The sequence below is a fragment of the Mesorhizobium sp. M4A.F.Ca.ET.050.02.1.1 genome (assembly GCF_003997725.1).
Classification (GTDB): Bacteria; Pseudomonadota; Alphaproteobacteria; order Rhizobiales; family Rhizobiaceae; genus Mesorhizobium.
In genome coordinates this window covers 1-2209 of sequence record NZ_RZSG01000916.1, presented here as the reverse complement: position 1 = coordinate 2209, position 2209 = coordinate 1, and the positions used below count along the sequence as shown (strand labels likewise).

General features: G+C 66.8%; 2 protein-coding genes. One reads left to right on the top strand and one right to left on the bottom strand.

Translation table 11 applies throughout. The annotated features are described in order from the left end of the window. Positions 1-111: 111 nt before the first annotated feature. Positions 112-1005 (bottom strand): DMT family transporter, encoded by an 894-nt coding sequence (locus tag EOA33_RS33095; protein WP_126055068.1) that lies wholly within the window; start codon positions 1003-1005, stop codon positions 112-114. A 90-nt stretch (positions 1006-1095) separates the two neighbouring features. On the opposite strand from EOA33_RS33095, the gene EOA33_RS33090 reads away from it, so the two are divergent. Continuing rightward, positions 1096-2022, top strand: a complete 927-nt coding sequence (locus EOA33_RS33090; RefSeq protein WP_127407533.1) for a LysR family transcriptional regulator — start codon at positions 1096-1098, stop codon at positions 2020-2022. Positions 2023-2209 lie beyond the last annotated feature (187 nt).

Below are 2209 nucleotides of genomic sequence, written 5' to 3'. Positions count from 1 at the left end.
GCCCTACCCCCCTTGCCGGGAGGTCGGACCGAAGGTCCGGGTGGGTGGGGGACATGAAAAGAGCCGCTCGATGCGGCTCTTTTCCTGACTCGGGAACGCTAGATCCCTGACTTACCGCTTCAAATTCACCACGATGACGCCGCCGAGCGCTAGCGCGCCGCCGAGGATGCCGAGCATCGTCGGCACTTCGCCCAGCCAGAAAAAGCCGATCAGGGCGGACATCGGCGAGACCAGATAGAGGAAGTTCGAGGCACGCGCAGCCGGCAGGCGCGACAGCGCGGTCGCCCAGGCGGCGTAGGCGATCAGGCTGGGCACGATGCCAAGGTAGATGACGGCGCCGAGACCGGCTGTGTCGGCAACCGCCGCCTGCGAGATCGCTTCCGGCAGGAAGGGCGCCAGGCAGAGCGCGCCGAGCACCATGTTGGAGGCGGCGATGGTCAGCGGATGATGGCGGGCAAAGAGCGGCTTCTGGACGATGGTGTTGACGGCCGAGCAGAGCGCGGAACCCAGCACCAGCAGCGCGCCGGTGTTGAAGTGCAGCCCCTGCCCGTCGGCCATGGCGATGATGCCGATGCCGGCAAACGAGATCAGCGTGCCGAGCCAGGCCAGGCCAGAAAAGCGCTCGCCGAGCAGCGCCATGGCCATGATGGCGGTGAAGATCGGGCTGACGTTGATGATGAAGCCGGCGGCGCCCGCCGACACGGTCAGCTCGCCGAAATTGAGCATCGCCGTGTAAAGCGCGACGAAGATGGCGCCGCCGAAGCCGAAGCGCCACAACTCGTCGACCTTGGGCAGCGCCGGGCGCTTGACGGCCAGGAAGATCGCCGCCGGCACAGCGGCGATGGCAAAACGCAGCGCGCCGAGCTCCAGCGGCTGGAAGGCCTCGAGGCCTGCACGGATCGCCGGGAAGGCGGAGGCCCAGCCGACCACTGTGAGCGCGACCGCGATGGCCGCCGTGGTGTCCATTCGCTGTGTCTGATTCAACGTACCGGCATAGGCGGTCATCGCTATATCCTCGTTGCTTGGCTCCATGAGGCTAGAAGACCGCATCAACCGTCGATTGACAAACGACCAATTCGAGGGTCACCTGTGAGCATGGATCACAGCTCGAACCAGTTACTCCCGTTGGAGACCTTGCGCGCTTTCGATGCTGCGGCGCGAACGGGGAGCTTTTCGGCGGCGGCCGAGAGGCTGAACCTCACCCATGGCGCCATCAGCCGGCAGATCGCCAAGCTGGAGGACTGGCTGGGGCTGAAAGTGTTCGAGCGCAACGCGCGCGGCGTGACGCTGACCAATGAGGGCAACCGCCTGCATCTGAGAACCACCGAGGCCTTCGCGCTGATCTCGGTCAATTCCGACCGCTGGGTGGAGCCGCGCGGCACCGCGGTGGTGCGGCTGGCCTCGATCCCCTCGGTCAGCGGCCTGTGGCTGATGCCGCGCATGGCGGCGCTCGAGAATAGCCCGACCCGGCTGCGCATCGTGCTCGATGTCGACAACCGCCAGGCGGACCTCGCCGACGAAGGCATCGACCTTTCGGTGCGTTGCGGGCGCGGTCGCATTCCCGGCCGGGTCTCGGTGCAGCTGTTCGAGGAGTACATCTTCCCGATCGCCTCGCCGGAACTGGCGGGGGAAATAGGGCACGGCAACCCTGCCCGGCTGCTCAAGTTCCCGCTGATCAACGATTCCGACGCATCCGCCTGGCGCGCCTGGCTCGCGGCGCAGGATATCGACTACCGCCCTCGTCCGCAGGATCGACGCTTCGAAGATTACAATCTGGTGCTCGACGCTGCGGCGCACGGGTTGGGCATCGCGCTGGCGCGGCCGCCACTGACGCAGGCGCAACTCAAGACGGGCCGGATCGTCGCCGTCGATGACCGCACCGCGCTCAATCCGGTGTCCTACTGGCTCGACCGGCCCGTCGGCCGCCCGCGCGCCGCCGCGGCAGACCTTGCGCGGCGCATTGCGGCACAGGCAGGCCTTGCGACTGAAAAACTCGAAGCCTTCCTGCAGGACGACGCGTAGAGCCGGTCAGACCCGGTCAGCGAAGCAGCAACAGCGCGATGGTGGTGATCGTCGCCGAGAGCAGCGCCGTTAAGATCGACATCATCCACAGCGGCGGTTGGGTGGGTTCCGACGATCGAGCGTTGCCAGGTCGGACGGCCGCGCCACGTGGCCCGGGCGCGTTGGAATTGGCCGCAACAAGCACAGA